The sequence below is a fragment of the Actinoplanes sandaracinus genome, assembly GCF_030009775.1.
GTDB lineage: Bacteria > Actinomycetota > Actinomycetes > Mycobacteriales > Micromonosporaceae > Actinoplanes > Actinoplanes sandaracinus.
Window position 1 is genome coordinate 116,293 of the sequence record NZ_JASCTH010000023.1, and the last position, 18,181, is coordinate 134,473.

An 18,181-nucleotide genomic window follows, 5' to 3' on the forward strand; every position below is an offset into this window, starting at 1 on the left:
CGCCCGCGGACCGCAGGCTACTCCCTCCGGTCACGGCCGGGCCGGGGCCGCTGGTGACCGGCGCGCACGGCATCGATCTCAGCCTATTTACTTTTTCAGTTAACAGTCCTAATAATTGGCCATGCGTCGATCCGTGATCCTGGCGGCCGCGGTCAGCGTGGCAGCCGCATGCTCAGTCGTCCATGTGGCCTCCACCGCGAGTGCGGCCGCGGCCTGTGCTCCCGCCTGGAGCGCGTCCGCCGTCTACGTCAAGGACAACGTCGCCTCCAAGGGCGGCGACAACTACACCGCGAAGTGGTGGACCCAAGGCGAGGATCCGGCCCTCAAGAGTGGGCAGTGGGACGTCTGGACCAACAACGGTGCCTGTGGCGGCACGACCAATCCGTCCCCGTCCGCGCCGAGCGCCTCGCCGAGCGTTTCGCCGAGTGCCGGCCCCTCCACCTCGCCGAGCACCCCGATTCCCGTCGGCGGGCTGCCCAGGCGGGCGCTCATCGGCTACCTGCACGCCAGCTTCGCCAACGGCGCCGGCTATCTGCGGATGGCCGACGTGCCCGCCGACTGGGACATCATCAACCTGTCCTTCGGTGAGCCGACCAGCGCCACCTCCGGCGACATCCGGTTCACTCTCTGCCCCGCCGCCGAGTGCCCCGGCGTGGAGACCGAGGCCGAGTTCACCGCGGCGATCCGGGCCAAGCGCGCGGCCGGCAAGAAGGTGCTGCTCTCCATCGGCGGCGCCAACGGCCAGGTGCAGCTCACCACCACCGCGGCGCGGGACAGGTTCGTCAGCTCGGTCAGCGCCGTCATCGACAGGTACGGCCTGGACGGCGTCGACATCGACTTCGAGGGCCACTCACTGTCGCTGAACACCGGTGACACCGACTTCAAGAACCCGACCACCCCGGTGATCGTCAACCTGATCAGCGCGATCAGGTCGCTCAAGGCCCGGTACGGCGCCGGGTTCGTGCTGACCATGGCCCCGGAGACGTTCTTCGTCCAGCTCGGCTATCAGTACTACGGGTCGGGTCCGTGGGGCGGCCAGGATCCGCGGGCCGGTTCCTACCTGCCGGTGATCCACGCGCTGCGCAACGACATCACCGTGTTGCACGTCCAGGACTACAACTCCGGCTCGATCATGGGCCTGGACAACCAGTACCACTCGATGGGCGGCGCGGACTTCCACATCGCGATGACCGACATGCTGCTGGCCGGCTTCCCCGTCGCGGGCAACACCGCGAACGTGTTCCCGGCCCTCCGTGCGGACCAGATCGCGTTCGGCGCGCCCAGCTCGGTCAGCTCGGGCAACGGATACGTCGCACCGGCCGGTGTCCAGCAGGCGGTGACCTGCCTGGTGAAGGGCACGAACTGCGGTGGCTACACCCCGCGCGGCGGCGCTAGCTCGGACTTTCGCGGCCTGATGACCTGGTCTATCAACTGGGACCGGTTCTACGGCTGGGAGTTCAGGAACAACCACGAGCCGTTCCTCAACGCCCTGAACTGAGAACGGAACGGGTGGGAATCCGGCCTCGGCCGGATTCCCACCCGTCGTCTGGTGACCCATGTCTCACGATGGACCGATGAGTTCCGGTCGCCGTGCCGGTCTACCCACCGAAACCACCTGACGCGAAGGGACCACCACGATGGCGAAGGTCATTTCCACACTGTTCATCTCGGCCGACGGTGTCGCTGAGATCGACCCCGCTTGGCACTTCCCGTACTTCGACGAGAACATGGGCCGCGCGGTCACCGAGGACTACGACACGGCCGACGTGCTGCTGATCGGCCGGGAGACGTACGACAGCTTCGCCGGAGCGTGGCCGGACCGGGAGGCCGCCGGCGGCGAGGACGCGCCGTTCGCCAAGCAGCTCGGAGACATCCGCAAGGTGGTCGCCTCCCGCCAGTCGCTGGAGTTCTCCTGGCGCAATTCCGAATTGATCGACGGCGAGCTCGTCGACGCCGTCCGCGCGCTCAAGGCCGACGCCGGCGTCAAGGGCATCCTCATCCCCGGCTCGATCTCGGTGGTGCAGCAGTTGCTCGCCGCCGGCCTGGTCGACGAGCTGCGCCTGCTCGTGCACCCGGTGGCCGCCCGCAAGGGGCGGAGGCTCTTCGACGAGGGCGACGCGCCCTACCACCTGAAGGTGACGACGACGGAGGCGTTCCCGACCGGCGTGATCCGGGTCGTCTACGCGCCCGCCGAGGCGCCCGCCCCGGCCGGTTACGACGAGGCCGTCGAGCACATCGCCGACGGCGACTGAGCCGGAGACGGCGATGTGCGGCGGCCCGGTGGTCGGGCCGCCGCACCGATCAGGCAACTCGGATCAGCGAGGTCAGCTCAGCGCGAGCTGCCACACGTTGCCGTACTCGTCGGGAAACGCGGACACCGCCCGCGCGCATGTCAGCCCTGCTTCGTCTCCCAGAAGATCTTGGAGATCTCCTCGATCTTCGCCAGCAACTGCTCGGCGACCGCGGGGTCGGCGGAGCCCTTTGCGCCGCCGGCGCCGGCGAGCTTGGTGGCCTCGTTGAAGAGCTGGTGCAGGTGCGGGTACTTCTCGAAGTGCGGGGCCTTGAAGTAGTCGGTCCACAGCACCCAGAGGTGGTGCTTGACCAGCTCGGCCCGCTGCTCCTTGATGATCAGGGCGCGGGTGCGGAACTCCGGGTCCTCGTTGGCCTGGTACTTCTCGGCGATCGCCTTGAGCGATTCGGCCTCGATCCGGGCCTGGGCCGGGTCGTAGACGCCGCACGGCAGGTCGCAGTGGGCGCTGACGACCGTGCGCGGGGTGAACAGGCGGGGCAGTCGCATCAGATTCCTTCGTCGGTAGAGGGTTCGTCGATGGAGGTGAAGAACTCGCGGTCGTGGTGGACGAGCCGGCCGTCGGGCGGGCCGAGCAGCACCTCGAGCACCGAGGCGATGACCACCGTCGACTCACCGACCGGGACGAGACGCAACGGTGCGCACCGCAGGCCGGCCATCGCGCCGACCAGGATCGGCTCACCGGTCGGCAGCATGTCCCAGCCCTGACCGGCGGTGAAGCGCGGCCCACCGGAGCGGGCGAAGTCGCGGGCCAGTCCGACGTGCCGGGGGCCCAGCAGGTTGACGGTGAAGCTCGGCGCCCCGAGGACCGCCCGCGCCGAGCGGGAACCGAGCACCGAGAACGACAGTGCCGGCGGGTCGGCGGAGACCGAGGCCACGCTGGAGGCGGTCAGGCCGGCCGGTCCCCCGGGGCCGGCGGCGGCGATCACCGCCACGCCGGTCGGATGGCGCCGGAAGGCGGCCTTGAACCGCTCGCCGATGCCGGTCTCGATGCTGAACAACTGTTTCCCTCGTTCCTCGGTGGCCGACCCGGACGACGGTAGAACCTCAACCTGGATTGAGGTCAACCTCCGCGCCGGTGAGGCATCGCTCACTCCGGCCTCGAAGAGGGGGAAAGCCGCCGAGCGACCAGGACCCCGCCGGGAAACGATGACGGCCGTGACTCCCGCGAATGCACGAAAGTCACGGCCGTCGGCGATGAAACGGAAAGGGTCAGCGGCGGTGCGTGAGCGGGTCGCGCGCCGGCACGGTGCCGGCCCGGGTGACCGTGTAGGCCGACGGCGCGTCGGTCGCCTGGTCGCCGCGGATCCGGGCGTCGTGTTCCGGGCTGATGCTCGCGACAGCCGGGCCGGCGTTGTCGACCTGATAGGTGCGGGTGAAGTCCCAGTTGTTGTCGGCGTGGTCCCTGATGACCGTTGACAGGGTCGTCGGGCCGTTGAGCCCGGTGGTGTCCCAGTACATGATCCAGGGAGCCTGGGTGAGCTTCCCGATGAGCCGGCCGGACTGGTCGTACGCCTCGATCCGGTCCATGTCGGGGTCTCTCGGGAAGAACTGGAGCTTCACCACCCCGCTGACAGTGGCTCCGGCGCGGGGCTCGAGAAGCGTCAGTGGAGCATGGGTCTCCACCCGCACCCGGGTGCTCGCCTCACCGATGCCGCCGTCGGCGTCGTAAGCGCGGACGGTGAGCATGACGTGCTTCTTGGTCTCCCACCGCGCGGACATGTAGAGGGTCAGCACCTCCGGCACCGGAGCGCTGAACGTGTCGGTGACGACGCCTTCGACCAGGACCTCCACCTTGGTCACGGTGACTCCGTCGGCGAACACCGGGCGGATCTTCGGGCCGTTGCCGATGAGCTGGCCGTCGGTCAGGCCGGTGCTCAGCACGAACGACTCGGCCCCGGCCATCCCCGCGGTGGCCGGCTGCTCGATCGTCGTGGTCTCGGAGTGGGCCGGCCGTGCCGCGAGCGCGGGCGTGGCGGCGAGAACGGTGGCCGCGGCCACGAGGGCTGCGGCGACTGGCAACTTCACGTCGAGTGATCTCCTTCTGTCCGAGGTGGAGGGCCGAAGGCTATCGGCCCGGTGCGCGGTGCGCGACCCGCCCGTCGGCCCGCCCCGCCGGCCGGGCGCTCCCCTATCGAGCAGATCACCGGCTCGAATGAGGTATGCCTATCCTTATCCGCATGTCAGATGTGCTGCTGCGGCTCACCGGCGTGTCCGTGCGGCACGAGGTGTACGGCGAAGACGGCTCCATGAGCCACGGCCCGCCCCGCCCGCAGGAGGTCTCCGCCGAGCTGCGCGCCGGCGAGGTGGTGCTCCTGCTCGGCCCGTCCGGGTGCGGCAAGTCGACCCTCACACTGACCACCAACGGCCTGATCCCGCAGGTCGTCACCTCGCGGATGGACGGCACGGTGACCGTCGCGGGCGTCGACACCACCGCCACGACCGTGCCCGGCTTGGCGGCCGATGTCGCCATGGTCTTCCAGGACCCGGACGCCCAGATCGTCACCGCGACACTGTTCGACGAGGTCTGTTTCGGCCCGGAGAACCTGCTGCTGCCGGTCGGCGAGGTGCTGGGCCGGGCCGAGGAAGCGCTGCGCCGCGTCGGTCTGTGGGAGCGCCGCGACGACGACCCGGAGCACCTGTCCGGCGGCGGCCGGCAGCGCCTCGCCATCGCCTGCGCGCTCGCGCTGCGTACCCCGGTTCTGGTGCTCGACGAGCCGACCGCGAACCTCGACCCGGCCGGTGTCGAGGAGGTCTACCGGACGCTGCGGGAGATCGCCGCCGAGCGGGACCGTGCGGTGCTGCTGGTCGAGCACAATCTGGACGCTGCCATCGACTTCGTGGACCGGGTGATCGTGCTGGACGCGGCCGGCCGGGTGGTGCTCGACGGCCCGGCCCGCACCACCCTGATCGAGCACGTGGACGAGTTGGTCGCGCTGGGGGTGTGGCTGCCGGTGGCCACCCTCGCCGCGCTGCGGCTGCGGGCGGCCGGAATCGCGGTGGAGCCGCTGCCGCTGACGCCCCGCGAGCTGGCCGCCGTGCTCGACGAACATCCCACCCTGCCGCCGCCCCGGGCACGGTCCGCCGCGGAGAGCACGCCGGAGCCCTCCATCCGGGTACGGAATCTCACCGTCCACCACGGACGCCACGCCGTCCTGCACGACGTCTCGCTGACCGTCCGCGCCGGCGAGTTCGTCGCGGTGGCCGGCGCCAACGGGGCCGGCAAGACCACCCTGGCGCAGGCCATCGCCGGTGTGGCCGGCGCGCGGCGCGGCGCGGTGACGGTCACCGGGCCGGCCGGGTTCGTCTTCCAGAACCCGGAGCACCAGTTCCTCACCAACCGGGTCGAGGACGAACTGGCGTACGGCATGAGGGTCCTCCGCCTGTCGCCGGCCGAGATCGGCGCCCGCGTCGATGATCTGCTCGACCGCCTCGGCCTGCGGGAGCTGCGGACCGTGCACCCGTTCCTGCTCTCCGGCGGGCAGAAACGCCGTCTCTCGGTCGGCACCGCCCTGGTCACCAGGCCGAAGGTGCTGGTGCTCGACGAGCCGACGTTCGGCCAGGACCGGGAGCGGGCCGCCGAGCTGCTCGACCTGCTGGACGCACTGCACCGCGACGGGACCACGGTCGTCGTGGTCAGCCATGACATGCACCTGGTCGCGGAATACGCGACCCGCCTCCTCGTCCTCGCCGAGGGCCGGGTGATCGCCGACGGCCCGCCCGCGGAGGTCTACGCCGACGCCGCGGTCCTGGCCGCCGCGGGTCTGCGGCCACCGCCGATCGCGCAGGCCGTCCGTGCCCTCACCCACCATCCGGAGTGGCACGGGCTGACCCGCCTGGCCGACCTGCCCGCGTGCGAGACGGCCCGATGAGCGACTCGATCCTCTCGCTGCGCTCCTACAACCCGGTGGTGAAGGTTCTCGCCCCGGTGCCGGCCATGATCGTCGCGGGCCTGTCCCGGGACCTGTGGACGCCGGCCGTGTTCGCCGTGATCGGGCTGGTCATGCTGCTGATCGCCGGCCGGCCGCGCGCGCGCACCCTGGCCTGGCTGCTGGCCGGGCCGCCGCTGCTGGTCGCGCTGCTGACCGTGTCGTTCGGGGTGTGGACCGATCCGGCGCTGGTCGACGACACCACGGCTGTCCTCGAACTCGGGCCGTTCACCCTCTGGTCGGGGGCGCTGGTCACCGGTCTGGCGACCGGGCTGCGGGTGGCCGCGGTGATGCTGCTCGCCCTGATCGCGGGCCTGACCACGGACGGGACCGACCTGGTCCGGTCGATGATCGCGCACCTGCGGATGCCCTACCGGATCGGGTACGCGGGGTTCGCGGCGATGCGGTTCGTGCCCCGGTTCCGGCGCGACCTGGAGATCATCCGGCTGGCTCACCGGGTGCGCGGGGTGGACGGCGGGCGCGGGCCGGTCGCCACGCTGCGCCGGTACAGCGGGTACGCCGTGCCGCTGTTGGCCGGGGCCATGCGGCACGGTGACCGGGTCTCGCTGGCGATGGAGGCGCGTGGGTTCGGGGCGCATCCGACCCGTACCGAACGCCGTCACGTCCCGCTGCGTGCCCGCGACGCCGTACTCGCGCTCTGGCTCGTCGCCGTGTGTTTCGTTCCCCATCTCACTGGAGTCCTCTAGATGAAGACCTTGACCACCCGCTACCTGATGGCCTGCGCCGCGATCGGCGCGGCCACCGGCGTCCTGCTGATACCCGCCTTCTTCGTGTCCTTCACGATCTCCGCGGCGGCTCCGCTGGCCTACGCGGCGATGGCCGGTGTGTGGTTCCTCGGGCCGGTCGTCGCGCTCGCCGTGCTGCGCCGGCCCGGCGCCGCGGTGCTGACCATGCTGCTCGCGGGCATCATCAACATCGCGTCCCCGGCCGGGCCGAGCGCCATCGTGACCAACCTGATGGTCGGCGCCGCGCTGGAGGTGGGCTTCCTGGTCACCCGGTACCGGATCTGGCGGCCGTGGCTGTTCTACGTGATGGGGGTGCTGTTCCAGGCCTACTACGCGATCAGCGCCTACGCGTACTTCAACATCGACGACATGACGGTCGCGGCGCAGGCGGGCTTCTTCGTCCTGCTGCTCGGGAGCACGCTGGCCTTCATCAAGATCGGTCTGGTGATCGCCGGGCGGCTGGCCGCGGCCGGCGTGGCCCGCGGCATCGCGCCGGTGTCAGCCGCCCGATGAGCCGGTGGCGCCGGTGACCGTGGAGGAGCCGCTGCTGCCGCGTCCCACCACATTGGTCTTGACGGTGCCGTTGGCGACGAGGCCCTTGTCCTTGAGCCCGAACGCTCTCCGGGAGGCCCGGTCCTCGGGCGGGAAGTTGTCGCCCCCGTCCAGCCGGTCCCCCGGTGAGAGGTTCCGGGGATATCCGGTGGAGTGCCAGAGGAAGTAGAGGCCGCCCGGGCTGCCTTCGTCGGAGCAGTACTCCTCGCCGGCGATGTCACCGAATTCGTCGGCGCAGTAGAAGACCTGGTCCTCCTCGGACCCCTCCTCCTCGTAGGTGATTTCTTCGCCGGACGAGCCCGACGAGCCCGACGAGCCCGACGAGCCCGACGAGCCCGACGAGCTCGACGAGCCGGATGAACCGGATGAGTCGGAGGAGTAGGACACGTCCCATTCCGGCTCGGGCTCCGGGCTGTCGCAGGCCGCGACCCCACCCGCCGCCAGAGCGAGAAAAGTGGCCGTCAATGCGACCTGGCGCGAGCTGATCCGGCGGACGTTCATACGCAGCAGGTTAGGGCAGCCGGGCTACCGCTCCGATGGGCCGAGTGGCGCAGATCAGCCCACCGTGCCGGTGCGGCAGTGGGGCGTTCGGCGGGGGTACTGGGTATCTTCCTGCGCGTGTTCATCGGACGCCAGGCTGAGTTGCGGACCCTGCACACCGCGCTCCTGGAGGGCGGGGCGTGCGTGCTGGCCGGTCCGCCGGGCATCGGCAAGACGTCGCTCGCGGCGGAGTACGCCGAGCGCAACGAGTCGGCCCATCCGGCCGGAGTCTGGCGGGTGAGCCTCGCCGGCAGCAGCGCCGACGCGGGGGAGATGGCCGCCACCCTCGCCGCCGGACTGCGCGCCCAGATGGGGAATCCGCGAGTCGACGACATCGTCGATGCCTTCGCCGAACGGGTCGCGGGTGAGCCGGAGCCGAGCCTGCTGGTCGTCGACGACATCCCGGGAGAACTCACCGCAGCCCTGGTCGACCGGCTGTCGGTGCCCCCTGCGGGCCGGCGTCTGCGGACCGTCCTGATCACGAACTGGCCCGTTCCGGACGCTTCCGTGACCACGCTCCCACTCGGCCCGATGACCACGGACGAGGCGGCCGGACTGCTCGGCGAGGATGGCGAGGAACTCGCCGAGTTGCTCGGCAGGCGCCCGCTGGCCCTGCGACTGGCCGCGCTGAGCCTGCGCAAGCAGAGCCCCGCCGAACTGGCCGACCGGCTCGCGGCCGCACCGGCCCCGGTCGCCGAACTGCTGAAGGACCGTTTCGACGGACTCGGTGAGGCGGCCTGCCGGGTGCTGCGGTTCTCGGCGCTCAGTTCGCCCGCGGCTCTGCCGCCCGGGCTGCTGCGGCTGCTCCTCGGCCGGCCCGCGGCGGAGGAGGCGGTCGACGAACTGCACCGGGAGCTGCTCGCCGTGCCCGCTGACGGCGCCTGGCAGGTGCACGCGCTGGTCCGCGACGCCGCCCGCCGGCATCTGCCACCGGTCGACTGGACCGGGCTCGCCCGGCGGATGGCCGACGCGGTGATCGACCATCCCTGGTCCGAGCCGGTCGAGTCGTCGCTGGTCACCCGGCATGCCGCCCGGCTCGCCGGGCGTCCCGACCTGCCCGGGGCCATGGTGGACCGCCTGCACCGCCGGGTGGTCGCGCTGCACGAACCGGCGCTGGCCCTGCCGCACCACCGCGAACTGGCGCGACGGAACTTCGACGATCCGGCCGTCCTGGTCGCGGCCGCCGAGTGCTTGCGTGCCGGCGGAGAGCCGGCCGAGGCAAGCGAGTGCGCGGAACAGGCGGTGCCGCTCGCCACCGACCCGGCGTTGCGGAGCCGGGCCCGGCTCCTGCTCGCCGAGAGCCTGGACGATCTCGGCGAGGCCGGCCGGGCCGACCACTTGTGGACCCTGCTGGCCTCGGAGGACGGGACGGATCTGCCCTTCCTGCGGTCACGCCGGTTGCGCGGTGACCATCAGGAGGCCCGGCGGGGCCTGGCCGAGCTGATCGACCGGCTCGGGATCGGTTCGGCCGCGTTCCACCAGGTGCGGGCCGCCCAGTTGGAGCTGGCCCGGACCGAGATCGAGGACGGCGCACAGGCGGAGGCCCGGCGACGCGCGGTACGGGTGATCGCCGCCCACGCCCACCCCGGCCTGAGCGGTCACGCCGACGTGGCCGAGGCGGTCCGGGTGCTGCTTGACCCTCGGCTCACCCCGGCCCTGACCGACCCGAAGGAGGACCGCCCGGCCTGGGAGGAGTCGGCCGGGGAGTTACGGCGTCTCCGCGATCGGTACGCCGCGAGTCACGGCCCCCGGCACAGCCTGGCCCTGGCGCTCGCGGTCGCGCGCGCGGAGGCGCTGACCGCCCTGGGCCGGCCGGGTGACGCCCGGCAGGAGCTGGAGGCGGTCCACGACGACCTCTTCGACCGGTTCGCCCGGGAACACCCGGCACGGTTCCGGGCCGAACTGGTGCTGGGCGTCGCCGCCGCCCGCAGCGGCCGGAACTCCGACGCCGCGGAACACTTCGCCGGCGCCTTCCACGGGTTCGGCGTGGCCCTCGGCGCCACGCACGCCAACACGCTCCGCGCCGAACTGGCCCTCGGTGTCGCTCTCAAACTGACCGGCCGGCGGGGCGCCGCACGGCACATGCTGCACGTGTTGCGGCACGCCCCCGCCAGCGCGGGAATCGGCACCGAGTTGTTCGTGCAGAGCGCCTTCGGATCCGGGTTGAGCGTGTTCCCGTCCTGGCTGTGGCGGCGGCTGACACCCCAGAACCGCGAGTAGCCGGCCGCGGCGGCGGAGCATGGCGACTGTCGCCGACCGGGACGGCGAGGGAGTGCGGGCACACAGAGGGCCGTGACTATTCGTAGTATTCGCTGGATTGATCACGACAGGGCTGTGGAAGGGATACCTCCGGTGGCGGCGATCGCGAGTGTTCGGCGGCAAGCTGGACTGACAGCGCTCTATCTGGGCATTTTCGCGACGCTCTGGTTCAGCGTGCCCGAGAACAAGCCACCACTGGGGACGTTCCTCCTGGTGGGCAGCATCATGGCCCTGGCGACGGTGGGTGCTGGGATCGCTCTGCTGGTGTCGTCCCGGGGGGACGGGCCGATGCCCCGGGACGCCGCCGCCGACCGGAAGTATCTGGTGATCTTCGCGGCCGAACTCGCCGCTGCCGGGTTCGGTGCGGTGCTGCTGGCGGAGACCGGCCGCTCCGAATACATCCCGGTGTTCGTCGGCACGGTCGTCGGCGTGCACTTCTGGCCGCTCGCGCCGGTGCTGAAAGATCCCGCGCTGCGCGTGCTCGCTGTGGCGGTGTGTGTGGCGGCCCTGATAGGTCTGATCGCCGGGCTGGTCTCCTCGGTGCCGGCGGGCACGGTGGCCGGCGCCGGGATCGCGGTGCTGCTGCTCGGCTACGCCCTCGGCGCGCTGATCCGCGGCGGCCTGATGGGTCGCCACTCACCCGCCTGACAGCGGAGATCGGCTGAGCTCGCGAACACGAACGGCCCGGCGGTCCCGGGCCGTTCGTGTTCGTGGCGGCGACCGCAGGGCCGGTCCGAGGAATGGCGCGCCGTACCCGCAAAAGGGGTTGAAAAGGGCTTTTGTCGCCGGGTGCCGCTAGAGTACGGGTTTCCAGCACCTAGGACGCCAGCGCCGACCCCTAGGACGGTCCGTGGAGAAGCTGCCGAGCTCCCCCGACCCGGCGATGCGTGACATCGACCGGCTCGCCGACCTGTTCCCCATGGCCGTCACCGAGGTGACCGACCCGGCCGGCAACCTGACCAGGGCGATCGACTTCGATCTGCTGCGGCGGCGTCTCGGCGGGCACGTCGTGGAGGGCGCGCCGGAGCGGTACCAGCTGGACTGGCCGGGCAAGGGCCGGGCGCGGCGTGCGGCGCGGGAGCCGGCGTCCGGTTCCCTGCGGCCGCGACGGGCGGAGTCGTCCCGGTTCGACGCCACGCGCAACCTCTTCATCGAGGGCGACAACCTCGACGTGCTGAAGCTGTTGCAGGAGTCGTTCCTGGGACGGATAAAGATCATCTACATCGATCCGCCCTACAACACGGGCAACGACTTCCTCTACGACGACGATTTCTCGCAGACCCGGGCCGGCTATCTGGCCGGATCCGGGCAGGTCGGCGCGGGCGGGGTGCCTCTGGTCGCGAACCCGGAGTCGGGCGGGCGGTTCCACTCCGACTGGCTCAGCATGATGTACCCGCGTCTCGCGCTGGCCCGGAACCTCCTGACCGACGACGGGGTCATCTTCATCTCGATCGACGATCACGAGATCGACAACCTGCGAAAGATCTGCGCGGAGATCTTCGGCGAGCAGAACTTCGTCGCCCAGATCGTCTGGCAGAAGGTGTACGCGCCGAAGAACACCGCCCGCTGGTTCTCCGAGGACCACGACTACATCGTCGTGTTCGCCCGCAACCGGGACCGCTGGCAGCCGCTCCCGCTGGCCCGGACCGAGCGGATGGAGGCGCGGTACCGGAACCCGGACAACGACCCGCGCGGGCCGTGGAAGCCGGAGAACATGTCGGCGCGCAACCGGTACGACGCCGGCGTCTACCCGATCACCACACCGTCCGGCCGGCTCATCGAGGGCCCGCCGCGCGGCTCCTACTGGCGGATCTCCCGGCAGCGGTTCGACGAGCTGGACGCGGACGGCCGGATCTGGTGGGGTTCCGGCGGCGACAACGCACCCGCGGTCAAACGGTTCCTCTCCGAGGTGGCGGCCGGGCGGACCCCGCAGACGCTCTGGTTCTACGGCGAGGTCGGGCACACGCAGGACGCCAAGAAGACCCTGCTGCGCTACGTCCCGTTCGAGCACACCGTGAACGTCCTCAACTCGGTCAAGCCGGTCGAGCTGCTCCAGCGCATCCTCCAGCTGGCCGGCCGTCCCGGTGACGGCGACATCGTGCTCGACTTCTTCGGCGGCAGCGCCACCACCGCGCACGCGGTCCTGGCGCAGAACCTCGCGGACGGCGGCAACCGGCGGTTCATCAGCGTCCAGATCCCGGAGCCGCTGCCGGTCGCCGAGGCCGGCCTGGAATCGATCTTCGAGATCGGACTGACCCGGGTCCGGAACGTGGCGGCCGAGATCAGCGCGGCAGATCCGTCTCTCGACGTGGGTTTCCGGGTGCTGCGGCTGGACTCGGCCAACCTCGCCGACGTGCGGGTGGCGCCGGGCGATCTCGACCAGGCTTCCCTCATCGGGCACGCGGACCGGGTGAGACCCGGCCGGACCGCCGAGGATCTGCTGTTCCAGGTGCTGCTGGACTCGGGGCTGGACCCCGGGACGCCCATCCTGCGCGAGCACGTCGACGGCCATGAGGTGTTCGTGACCGGCGAACTCGTCGCCTGCCTCGCCGAGACGGTCAGCCCGGCGGTGGTCCGCGCGATCGCCGCCCGGCGGCCGCCGCGCGCGGTCCTGCGGGACTCCGCCTTCGCCGCCGACGCCGACCGGATCAACGCCGACCAGGTGTTCGCCGAGTTGTCGCCGGCGACCGACCTCCGGGTCCTCTGACCGGTGCGCCTCCAGTTCAAGGTCCAGGAATTCCAGACCGAGGCGGTGGCCGCCGTGGTGGACTGCTTCGCCGGCCGGTCCTCTTCACACTCGAGAGCCGGCAACGCCGCGATCGGGTTGGATGCGGGGCGGTTGCTGGAGAACATCCGTGCCGTGCAGCGCCGGGCCGGTCTGCCGCTCTCCACTTGTCTCGCCGCCGGCATCCCGAGGCCCGACGCCGTCCCGAGTCCCGGCGTCGTCCCGAATCTCGACGTCGAGATGGAGACGGGCACCGGCAAGACCTACGTCTACATCAAGACGATCATGGAGTTGAACCGGCGTTACGGCTGGTCACGGTTCATCGTGGTGGTGCCGGGAGTGGCGATCCGGGAAGGGGTGCGCAAGACCTTCGAGATAACCGCCGAGCATTTCCAGCAGGCGTACGGGACCCGCCCGCGCCACTTCACCTACGACTCGTCCGCCCTGCACGAGCTGGAACGGTTCCGCTCCGGCGCGGGCGTCCAGGTCATGATCATCAACTTGCAGGCCTTCAACACCGCGGGACGGGACAACCGGCGCATCTACGAGGAACTGGACGGCTTCTCCTCCCAGCGGCCGATCGACGTGATCAGCGCGTCCCGGCCGATCGTCGTGATCGACGAGCCGCAGCGGATCGGCTCGGCCCGGTCGCTGGAGTCGCTCAGCCGGTTCGATCCGCTGATGGTGCTGCGCTACTCGGCTACCCATCGGGTGCGCCACGATCTGGTGCACCGGTTGGACGCGCTGGACGCGTACCGGAAGAAATTGGTCAAAAGGATCGCCGTCGTGGGGGTCGAGGGTGACGCCGGGCCGGCGAAGCGCCGCCTCCAGATCCGTGAGGTGATCCGCGCCCACCTGGACCGGGAACGGGAACTCTTCGCCCGTGGGGTGAAGGTGCTCTCGCTGCTCTTCATCGACCAGGTGGCGAGATACCGGGACTACTCGAGGCCCGATCAGCTCGGTGAGTACGCCCGGATGTTCGTCGAGGAGTACCGGGCCATGACCGCCGTGGCCGAACCCGACGAGTCCTACCGGCGCTACCTTGCCGCGATCCCGGCCGAGCGCACCCACCAGGGCTATTTCGCCGTCGACCGGAGGAGTGGCCGGTTGATCGACGGCAGCGCCTCCGATGTGGACGCCTACGACCTGATCCTGCGCGACCGGGAGCGCCTGCTCTCCCTGGACGAGCCGGTCCGTTTCGTCTTCTCCCACTCGGCGCTGCGTGAGGGCTGGGACAATCCGAACGTCTTCGTCATCGGCATGCTCAAGCGGGGCGACGGCACCGTCTCGCGCCGCCAGGAGATCGGCCGCGGCCTGCGGCTCGCCGTCGACCAGCACGGCGAGCGGGTGGACGACCCGGCCGTGGTGCATGAGATCAACGAGTTGACCGTGGTGACCGACGAGTCGTATGCCGCCTTCGTCGCCGGCCTGCAGAGGGAACGCGGCGCGGACGTGGTCGTCGACGGGCGCCGGACCCGTCGGCTGCCGCGCAACGACAACTTCCGCCGCCCGGAGTTCCAGGAGGCGCTGGACCGGATCACGCGCCGGGCCGTCTACCGGGTGGCGTTCGCCTCCGGCGAGTTGATCGAACGGTGCGTCGTCGCTCTCGACGAGGGCCTCGTCGTCGCGCCGCTGCGGTACACGGTGCGGTCCGTCTCGGAGACGAGTCGTCACACCCTTGACTCGGACGTGGCGCTCGACCTGCTGGGCGAGGTCGCGGAGCAGACCCGGCTCACCCGCCGGACGATCGGCGCGATCCTGACCGGGGTACGCCCGCGAACCTTCGCCCTCTACCGCAACGATCCCTCGCGCTTCGTGCGGCGATCCGCCGAGATCATCTGCCGCGTGAAGGCGGAGTTGCTGGTCGAGCACGTCCGCTACGAGACGCTCCCGTCGCGGAACAGGATCTTCACCGGTCCCGGCCCGAGAATCGACCTCGACCGGGCCGGTCCACGGCTGGCCAAGCACATCTACGACCACGCGGCCACCGACCCGGCGTTCGCGCAGGCACTCGAGGCCCGCCACGACGTCCTGATCCACGCGAAGCTGCCGAGCGAGTTCGTCATCCCGACGCCGCTCGGCGACTACCATCCCGGCTGGCTCGTCGTCCTCGACGGCCGCTGCGTCGTGACCGCGCACGGCGGCGACGACGACCCGGCACGGATCGCCTGCGCCCGGCGCTGGTTCGAGGCGCTGAACGATCCCGGCGTGACGTTCAGCGTCGCGGCGCCACCAGCGGCGTTCCGGCCGGCGGCCCGCAGCGCCATCGCCTGACGCCGTAGATTTGTACCTGGCCTTCCGACTTGTCGGTAGCGGCGTGTCCCGCAGGCGGCAGCAGAATCAGCCATCACCTCTGGACCCGGCCCCCGCCGAACGCGGATGATCAGTAAGACATCGACGTCGTGTCGCCACCCCGCGAACCCGGAGCGGACCGCATCGGCGGACTCCGCCGGCCGCGCCACCATCTCGATGATCAGGAAGGGCGAGCCGACATGATCGACTTCTCCACCCGCGTCCGCCGGGCCACCATGGTCCAGCACCGTGAGGCCGAGACCCGCGGCTTCATCTCCCGCCTGCTGTCCGGCTCCGTGCCGCTCGCCGGGTTCGCCGCGCTCACCGCGCAATACCTGACGGTCTACCGGGAACTCGAAGCCGCCGCCGAGCGGGTGAGCGCCGAAGCCGGTCTCGCCGCCGGGTTCGCCGACCCGGCCCTCACCCGGGTGCCGTCGCTGGAAGCGGACCTGGCCCACCTCTACGGCCCGGACTGGGAGTCGACCCTCACCGTCCTGGACTCGACGCGCGCCTACGCGGACCGTCTGCGCGACCTGGCGGCGACGTCGCCCACCCACTTCATCGCCCACCACTACGTCCGCTACCTCGGCGATCTCAGCGGCGGACAGATGATCGGCCGCACCCTCGCCGACGTGTACGGCCTGGGCGAGGCCGGCACGTCGTTCTACCGTTTCGAGCAGATTCCCGACCCGCGCGCCTACAAGGTCGCCTATCGCGCGAGGCTCGACGCCCTCGGCCTGCCCGAGGAGCAGGCGGCCGCCCTGGTGGCCGAAGCCCAGCTCGCCTTCCACTACAACGCCGAGGTCTTCGTCGAGCTCGGCGCCCGCTATCCCGAGGACCCGGAAGGACTGGCTCCCGCCGCCTGACACCGCGTGGCGGGCGGTCTGTGGCGGACCGGAGATCGTGCGATCATCCCCAGATGCCCGACGACCACCGCCAGCGCCGGCTGACCGCGATGAGATCCTGCGACCGGATCCTCTCCGGCTCCCGCCCGAAGACGATGCGCGAGCGGCTCGCCGACGTCGAAGCCGGCGGCGACCTGGACGAGTGGCCCGACTTCTACGGCGGCGGTCCGGTCGCGGCGCTGGAGGAGCGGATCGCCGGGCTGCTCGGCACACAGTCCGCGGTGTTCTTCCCGACCGGGACGATGGCTCAGCAGGTGGCGTTGCGCTACGGCGCCGACCGGTCCGGGATCCCGGCCGCCGCCCTGCACCCGCTCGGCCATCAGGAAGTGCACGAGAGGCACGCGTACGCCGAGCTCACCGGCCTGCGCGGGGTCCGTTCCACGGACGAGCCGCGTAATCCCACCGCCGCCGAACTGGCCGCCCTGGGTGAGCCGGTGAGCACGGTCGTCATCGAGCTTCCGCTGCGTGACGCGGGTTTCGTCCTGCCGGCCTGGACCGAACTGGTCGAGATCACCAAGGCGGCCCGCGCGATCGGCGCCCGGGTGCATTTCGACGGTGCCCGGATCTGGGAGTCGACGCCTCATCTGGGCCGCTCGCTGCAGGAGGTCGCCGCGCTCGCGGACAGCGTCTACGTCTCGTTCTACAAGTCGCTGGAGGGCATCAGCGGGGCCGTGCTCGCGGGCACCGCCGACCTCGGCGACTATGCCCGGGCGTGGCGGCACCGGTACGGCGGAACGCTGTTCCAGCAGTGGCCGGCCGCGCTCGCCGCGATGGCCGGGCTCGACCGTGAGCTGCCGCGACTGCCGGAGTACGTCGCGCATGCCCGTACCGTCGCCGATGCTCTGGCCGTGCTTCCGGGCGCGCGGGTCTTCCCTCGGCCGCCGCACACCCACCAGTTTCGTCTGTGGCTGCCGTACCCGGCGGCGGTCCTCGGCGAGGCGGTGCTGGCGCTGGCCGACCGGGAGCGGATCTGGTTCGCCGGTGGGTGGCTGGACGCGGACGTGCCCGGCTATGCCAGGACCGAGATCACGGTGGCCGAACCGGCTCTGGAGTGGACGGCCGAAGACGTCATCGCGGCCGGTGCGCTTTTGCTGAAGGAGATCGGTTAGATCCGGCCAGGGTCGCCACAGCGACCGTTCGCCCACCTTTTCCGAAAGGCGCCGCATGGGCACGTGGCTCGCCACCGTTCGATTCCCCGACGGCGCCGAACGGTACGCCGGCTACAGCACGGTGGTGGAGGCCTTCTGCGGCCCGCTGCGCCCCAGGGTGTGCCGGGTCGGCGACGTCCTGCCGAGCGGCGACACCTGCTATCGCGACGAGGCGGTCGGTGAGCCGCTTCCGTTCGACCGCAGGGCGCCGATCGCCCCGCTCAGCGAGTTGGTGCTGGTGACGGTGGAGCGGCAGCCGGACGGCTCCAGCTGGCACGCCCTGTACTGCCCGAGCCGTGGTGGCCTGGTCGGGCCGCTCTCGGACCACTACCAGCCGGTCCTCCAGGAGGAGTACGACCTGGTCCGTGACGACGAGGGCGTTCGTCATCTCTGCCGCTACGGTTCTCCTCCCGCGGTCTGCGGCGCGGAGCCGGCGGGGGAGCCGCTCGGGCTTCATCACCCGTCTGCCGGCATGGGCTACCCGGGCAGCGAGCTGCTTCCGGATCCTCCTCCGGCGCCCGACCTGTTCGCGGAGTGGAACGAGCCGGACCTGTGCCGGCCCTGCTTCTTCGGCTGGCTGACCGACCCGGGCACGGACCGGCCGTTCGCGGAGCCGGAACCGGGGCCGCCCGCGCCCGTGCCCGGCTGGTGGACCCGCCGAAAACGGGACTGGCAGGGCCGGCGCTGACCCGAAGGCGTCGGTAGATCATCTGGCACTTGTCGGAAGGGATTTGTGCGCCTACGCTGCCAGCAGCAGGAAAGCGCTTTCCTCATGAC

At 71.0% G+C, this 18,181-nt stretch carries 16 protein-coding genes; 12 read left to right on the forward strand and 4 right to left on the reverse strand.

The genetic code is table 11. The features are described from left to right. The first annotated feature begins 121 nt into the window (after positions 1-121). Positions 122-1,498 (forward strand): chitinase, encoded by a 1,377-nt coding sequence (locus tag QLQ12_RS31100; RefSeq protein ID WP_282764076.1) that lies wholly within the window; start codon positions 122-124, stop codon positions 1,496-1,498. Between the two features lie 139 nt (positions 1,499-1,637). Then, positions 1,638-2,252: a dihydrofolate reductase family protein gene (locus tag QLQ12_RS31105; protein ID WP_282764077.1), complete on the forward strand. Its 615-nt coding sequence runs from the start codon at positions 1,638-1,640 to the stop codon at positions 2,250-2,252. A gap of 140 nt (positions 2,253-2,392) precedes the next feature. Here the strand turns inward: QLQ12_RS31105 and sodN are convergent, their stop codons facing one another. From sodN to QLQ12_RS31120, 3 genes are all read right to left on the reverse strand, one after another. Beyond that, a complete protein-coding gene (gene sodN / locus QLQ12_RS31110; protein ID WP_282764078.1) occupies positions 2,393-2,797 on the reverse strand; it encodes a superoxide dismutase, Ni in 405 nt (134 codons plus the stop codon). After that, positions 2,797-3,309, reverse strand: a complete 513-nt coding sequence (locus QLQ12_RS31115; protein WP_282764080.1) for a flavin reductase family protein — start codon at positions 3,307-3,309, stop codon at positions 2,797-2,799. Before QLQ12_RS31115 ends, sodN begins: the two co-directional genes overlap by 1 nt. A 211-nt stretch (positions 3,310-3,520) precedes the next feature. Then, positions 3,521-4,336 (reverse strand): hypothetical protein, encoded by an 816-nt coding sequence (locus QLQ12_RS31120; protein ID WP_282764081.1) that lies wholly within the window; start codon positions 4,334-4,336, stop codon positions 3,521-3,523. A 152-nt stretch (positions 4,337-4,488) separates the two neighbouring features. Here QLQ12_RS31120 and QLQ12_RS31125 point away from each other — a divergent pair, with 152 nt between their 5' ends. Genes QLQ12_RS31125 through QLQ12_RS31135 form a run of 3 tightly spaced genes read left to right on the forward strand, consistent with a single transcriptional unit; the run spans position 4,489 to position 7,496 of the window. Continuing rightward, entirely contained in the window at positions 4,489-6,180 is a 1,692-nt protein-coding gene (locus tag QLQ12_RS31125; protein ID WP_282764082.1) for an ABC transporter ATP-binding protein, read from the forward strand. Further along, a complete protein-coding gene (locus tag QLQ12_RS31130; RefSeq protein WP_282764083.1) occupies positions 6,177-6,944 on the forward strand; it encodes an energy-coupling factor transporter transmembrane component T in 768 nt (255 codons plus the stop codon). The genes QLQ12_RS31125 and QLQ12_RS31130 overlap by 4 nt, the downstream gene beginning before the upstream one ends. Further along, positions 6,945-7,496: an ECF transporter S component gene (locus QLQ12_RS31135; RefSeq protein ID WP_282764084.1), complete on the forward strand. Its 552-nt coding sequence runs from the start codon at positions 6,945-6,947 to the stop codon at positions 7,494-7,496. Here the strand turns inward: QLQ12_RS31135 and QLQ12_RS31140 are convergent. Further along, positions 7,482-8,036 carry a hypothetical protein gene (locus QLQ12_RS31140; protein ID WP_282764085.1) on the reverse strand — a complete coding sequence of 185 codons (555 nt, stop codon included), beginning with the start codon at positions 8,034-8,036 and terminating at the stop codon, positions 7,482-7,484. The genes QLQ12_RS31135 and QLQ12_RS31140 overlap by 15 nt on opposite strands. A gap of 117 nt (positions 8,037-8,153) precedes the next feature. Between QLQ12_RS31140 and QLQ12_RS31145 the strand changes: the two genes are divergently transcribed. The 7 genes from QLQ12_RS31145 (at position 8,154) to QLQ12_RS31175 (ending at position 18,092) form a co-directional block, all read left to right on the forward strand. Next, positions 8,154-10,295, forward strand: coding sequence for an ATP-binding protein (locus tag QLQ12_RS31145; RefSeq protein WP_282764086.1), 2,142 nt, complete (start codon positions 8,154-8,156; stop codon positions 10,293-10,295). Positions 10,296-10,427: 132 nt separating this feature from the next. Beyond that, the gene (locus tag QLQ12_RS31150) at positions 10,428-10,982 is read left to right on the forward strand and encodes a hypothetical protein (protein ID WP_282764087.1); all 555 of its coding nucleotides are present in this window, start codon (positions 10,428-10,430) and stop codon (positions 10,980-10,982) included. 202 nt (positions 10,983-11,184) lie between these two features. Beyond that, a complete protein-coding gene (locus QLQ12_RS31155) occupies positions 11,185-13,041 on the forward strand; it encodes a site-specific DNA-methyltransferase (protein WP_282764088.1) in 1,857 nt (618 codons plus the stop codon). Positions 13,042-13,044: 3 nt separating this feature from the next. Beyond that, entirely contained in the window at positions 13,045-15,333 is a 2,289-nt protein-coding gene (locus QLQ12_RS31160; RefSeq protein WP_282764089.1) for a DEAD/DEAH box helicase family protein, read from the forward strand. 218 nt (positions 15,334-15,551) lie between these two features. Then, a complete protein-coding gene (locus QLQ12_RS31165; protein WP_282764090.1) occupies positions 15,552-16,217 on the forward strand; it encodes a biliverdin-producing heme oxygenase in 666 nt (221 codons plus the stop codon). A gap of 53 nt (positions 16,218-16,270) precedes the next feature. Beyond that, positions 16,271-17,365: a threonine aldolase family protein gene (locus tag QLQ12_RS31170; RefSeq protein ID WP_282764091.1), complete on the forward strand. Its 1,095-nt coding sequence runs from the start codon at positions 16,271-16,273 to the stop codon at positions 17,363-17,365. A gap of 55 nt (positions 17,366-17,420) precedes the next feature. Beyond that, positions 17,421-18,092 (forward strand): hypothetical protein, encoded by a 672-nt coding sequence (locus tag QLQ12_RS31175; RefSeq protein ID WP_282764092.1) that lies wholly within the window; start codon positions 17,421-17,423, stop codon positions 18,090-18,092. The last annotated feature ends 89 nt before the right edge of the window (positions 18,093-18,181 follow it).

Excerpts from the sequence above, each read along its gene's own strand:
- QLQ12_RS31165 (WP_282764090.1), top strand. The coding sequence starts at position 15,552 with ATGATCGACTTCTCCACCCGCGTCCGCCGGGCCACCATGGTCCAGCAC.
- QLQ12_RS31140 (WP_282764085.1), bottom strand. The coding sequence starts at position 8,036 with ATGAACGTCCGCCGGATCAGCTCGCGCCAGGTCGCATTGACGGCCACT.
- QLQ12_RS31130 (WP_282764083.1), top strand. The coding sequence starts at position 6,177 with ATGAGCGACTCGATCCTCTCGCTGCGCTCCTACAACCCGGTGGTGAAG.
- QLQ12_RS31135 (WP_282764084.1), top strand. The coding sequence starts at position 6,945 with ATGAAGACCTTGACCACCCGCTACCTGATGGCCTGCGCCGCGATCGGC.
- QLQ12_RS31170 (WP_282764091.1), top strand. The coding sequence starts at position 16,271 with ATGCCCGACGACCACCGCCAGCGCCGGCTGACCGCGATGAGATCCTGC.
- QLQ12_RS31105 (WP_282764077.1), top strand. The coding sequence starts at position 1,638 with ATGGCGAAGGTCATTTCCACACTGTTCATCTCGGCCGACGGTGTCGCT.
- QLQ12_RS31125 (WP_282764082.1), top strand. The coding sequence starts at position 4,489 with ATGTCAGATGTGCTGCTGCGGCTCACCGGCGTGTCCGTGCGGCACGAG.
- sodN (WP_282764078.1), bottom strand. The coding sequence starts at position 2,797 with ATGCGACTGCCCCGCCTGTTCACCCCGCGCACGGTCGTCAGCGCCCAC.
- QLQ12_RS31175 (WP_282764092.1), top strand. The coding sequence starts at position 17,421 with ATGGGCACGTGGCTCGCCACCGTTCGATTCCCCGACGGCGCCGAACGG.
- QLQ12_RS31100 (WP_282764076.1), top strand. The coding sequence starts at position 122 with ATGCGTCGATCCGTGATCCTGGCGGCCGCGGTCAGCGTGGCAGCCGCA.